Annotated in this window: 1 protein-coding gene; it reads right to left on the bottom strand. The window is 35.8% G+C overall.

Translation table 11 applies throughout. The features are described 5' to 3' along the window. Positions 1 to 303 precede the first annotated feature (303 nt). A partial coding sequence (locus ACFWXO_RS45585) for a tetratricopeptide repeat protein (RefSeq protein ID WP_380533203.1) occupies positions 304 to 1,177 on the bottom strand: 874 nt, incomplete at its 5' end.

The raw sequence follows: 1,177 nt of genomic DNA, 5'->3' as shown, positions 1-1,177 counted from the left end.
CCAAGAAAGTGGGCCAACACTTTCTTGGTCTTTTTATTGGTCTTATTTAAACCATTATTTTTTGTGTCAGCTGTTAAAATCATTATACATTTTTTTTGCCAAAATGGAAAAAAGCAAAAATGACAAAATAAAAAAAAACAGATCAATAACGATCTGTTTTCCATATCTTCAAGTTGAAAATCTCGATTCTTTATTCTTCATCATGTTGCATTCCTTGAAGCAACTGAAACCTCATCATGGTGCACGAAAGAATACCCCGCTCCAACCAACAGGCTTACAATAAGGACCGCTGAAAAAAGACCTTTAAACTTCATACAGGAAATCGCCCCTTTGAATTTGTCTTTGAGCGCACACCATCTCATTGTAAAAATATATAGAATCTTCCATGCGCTTATCCATAGTATAAAATTCTGCAGCGATTAAAGCTAGCTCTTCAAAATATGGATAGCCTTGTCCTGTTCTCAATGCCTCAAGGGCATTCATGACCTTTTGCCTGCTTCCAGTCTCAATAAATAATGCCTTTAGAACATTTAATAAATCCTGAAACAGACTATCGTTAAATTCTTCAGCTTGCTCCATTGCTTTTCCAAAGAATCCGCGTCCTTCAATCTTTTCATTGTTCCTAAAATGAATCAGAGCTAAATCATAATAAGCCTGGGTAATTTCCTTCGCTCCGCTTATTTTAGCTGCCTTTATAGCCTTGTGATAATAAGGTACAGCCGAAAAAAGGCTTCCCATCTGGTTATAACTATTCCCCATATTCAACAAAGCTTTTGCCTTTAAAGGAGAATGGTCCTCCATACTATCCAGCAAAAATAAAGCTTTTTTCATATGAGAAAGCGCTCTGTCATGAGTCCTCAAATCATCATAATTGCCGGCAATAACAAAATGACACTTGATTCGATGAATTTTATAAGTATCGTGCTTTTTATAAATGTCATATGCCTGTTGCACATAATACATAGATACATGTGTTTGTTTCATATGGTAAAAGACCTCAGCCATTTTAAAATAAAACTCAGCTTTCTCTATTTCATCCAAAACCCTCGAAAGCTTCTTCTCAGCCTTTTTGTATGACTGAATGGCTCTTATGTACTCACCAACAGAAAAATCGTACATCCCTTTAAAAAAGTAAGTGTAGTACTCCATCATTCCAGACAGTTTTTTACCTTTCCCC

The sequence above is a fragment of the Kitasatospora sp. NPDC059088 genome (genome assembly GCF_042738155.1).
Classification (GTDB): Bacteria; Actinomycetota; Actinomycetes; order Streptomycetales; family Streptomycetaceae; genus Kitasatospora.
This window is presented reverse-complemented; position numbering and strand designations above follow the sequence as displayed.